Genomic DNA, 1,771 nt, shown 5'->3' with positions numbered 1-1,771 from the left:
CCTCCGGCAAAGCCCGCAACGCAAAAGGCTCGGACAAACCGTCCAATATCGAGGTCTTCGTTACTATCCGTGACACCGCGAAGACCTCACGTCCGAAGGGAAGACAAGGCCGCAACACGGTGCGGCCATACGAGGATTCAGGATTCTAAAAATCGCCATCGCGCGGTCAATCCACGTCGAGCGGCGCCGTCCCGACGGCCCTGCCGGCCGGGTCGAGGGTGATGGTCTGGATCCGCGCCTCGGCCCGCTGCAGCAGCGCCTCGCAATGGCGCTTGAGCAATTCGCCGCGCTCGTAGATCGCCACCGACTCGTCGAGGGGCACGTCGCCCTTCTCCAGGCGCCGGACGATCTCCTCGAGCTGCTCGAGGGCTGCCTCGAAGGGCAGGTCGCCCTCGGGGATCGGCGCCGCGGCGTGGGCGTTCGCGGTCTCTGGCGCCGACGCCATCGCGGGTCGAGCTACGGTCATTCTCAGGTCCATCCTCAGCTGCCGGTTTAGGCCGGGCCGCTACCGCCCGGCAACCCTGCCGGCTATCGAGGCTCGGACCCTTGGGGAGAATCCGCGTCCGTGGCGTCGTTTGCGCCACACTCGTCCCGTGGCTCCTGAGGAGCGAACGAGACGAGGTCGAGCCGGAACGGCGTGCCCTCGAAGGCCTCGGCGCCGCGCCCGATGTCGGCGATCGCGGCGACCATCCGGCCCTCGCGCCCGAGCATCGCGTCGGCCACCGCGACGAGGCGCGGGTTGGGCGTTGCGCTTGCGGAGGCCGCCCGCAACGCCCGCGATACGTCGCGCTCATCGCGGGCGGGATCGAGGGCGCAGGCCGCGATGAAGGCGGCAGCCGTGGAGCGGCCGATCCCGGCATAGCAGTGGATCACCAGCGGCGCCGACCGGTCCCAGCCCTCTGCGACATTGAGGATCTGACGGACGTGGGCCTCGGCCGGCAGGACGTGGCCCTCAAGAGGAACTGAGATGTCGCTGACGCCAATGATGCAATGACGGTTCGGGGCGATGCCGTCCGGCCGCGTCACCGCAGACCCGACGGTGGCGAGAGTCAGGACGTCCCGGGCGCCGGTGGCGGCCACCGTTTCGGCGAGGCGCGAGAGCGGGCAGACGTGGATCGCCGTCACGGTACGATGTGCTCCCGGAGGTCGCCGAGTTCCGCGAACCGCGCGAGGAAGCGCGCCTGCGCCGACGCGGTCGGCCAGGGATCGAGCAGCGCCATCACGGGAGAGGGCAGGGTGACCGGCTCGCCGAAGATGCGTTCGGCTTCAGCCGGGTCGAAGCCCGCGAGCCGTGTCGCCTCGTGATAGGCGGCGACCGTGTCCGCGCGCTTGACCAGGGCGATCGCCTCCGGCGTCGGCTCGTCCAGGCGATAGCGGCGCCGGATCGCCACCAGCAGACGCCGCTCCACCGCCTTGTAGGAATCGCCGATCGCCGCCTTGAACGGCGAGATCAGGTCCCCGACCACGTATTCGGGAGCGTCGTGGAGCAGGAGTTCGAGGCGCTCCGCCGGCGTCGGGCCGGGGCCGAGATGGGCGCCGATCGCCTCCACCAGCAGGGCGTGCTGAGCGACCGAGAACACGTGCGGCCCATGCGTCTGCCCGTTCCAGCGCGCGACCCGGGCGAGCCCGTGGGCGATGTCGGCGATCTCGATATCGGCGGGCGCCGGGTCGAGGAGGTCGAGGCGGCGGCCCGACAGCATCCGCTGCCAGGCGCGGAGCGGGGCGTCGGTCATGGTGGGATGACGATCATGGCGGGGTGACGATCATGGCG

At 70.5% G+C, this 1,771-nt stretch carries 2 protein-coding genes and 1 pseudogene; all 3 read right to left on the bottom strand.

Features of this window, described 5'->3' with window-relative positions; all coding sequences use genetic code 11:
- Positions 1-166: 166 nt before the first annotated feature.
- Positions 167-466, bottom strand: a complete 300-nt coding sequence (locus tag ACFE7U_RS13625) for an exodeoxyribonuclease VII small subunit (protein WP_375410261.1) — start codon at positions 464-466, stop codon at positions 167-169.
- A gap of 149 nt (positions 467-615) precedes the next feature.
- Positions 616-1,125, bottom strand: a pseudogene (locus ACFE7U_RS13620) (tyrosine phosphatase family protein); the annotation flags it as partial.
- Positions 1,122-1,733 carry a hydrolase gene (locus ACFE7U_RS13615; RefSeq protein ID WP_375410260.1) on the bottom strand — a complete coding sequence of 204 codons (612 nt, stop codon included), beginning with the start codon at positions 1,731-1,733 and terminating at the stop codon, positions 1,122-1,124. The gene ACFE7U_RS13615 and the pseudogene ACFE7U_RS13620, both read right to left, overlap by 4 nt.
- Positions 1,734-1,771: the final 38 nt, after the last annotated feature.

The organism is uncultured Methylobacterium sp., from assembly GCF_964251405.1.
Taxonomy (GTDB): domain Bacteria; phylum Pseudomonadota; class Alphaproteobacteria; order Rhizobiales; family Beijerinckiaceae; genus Methylobacterium.
Note: the sequence above shows the minus strand (reverse complement) of the source record. Positions and strands in the feature narration are given on the sequence as shown.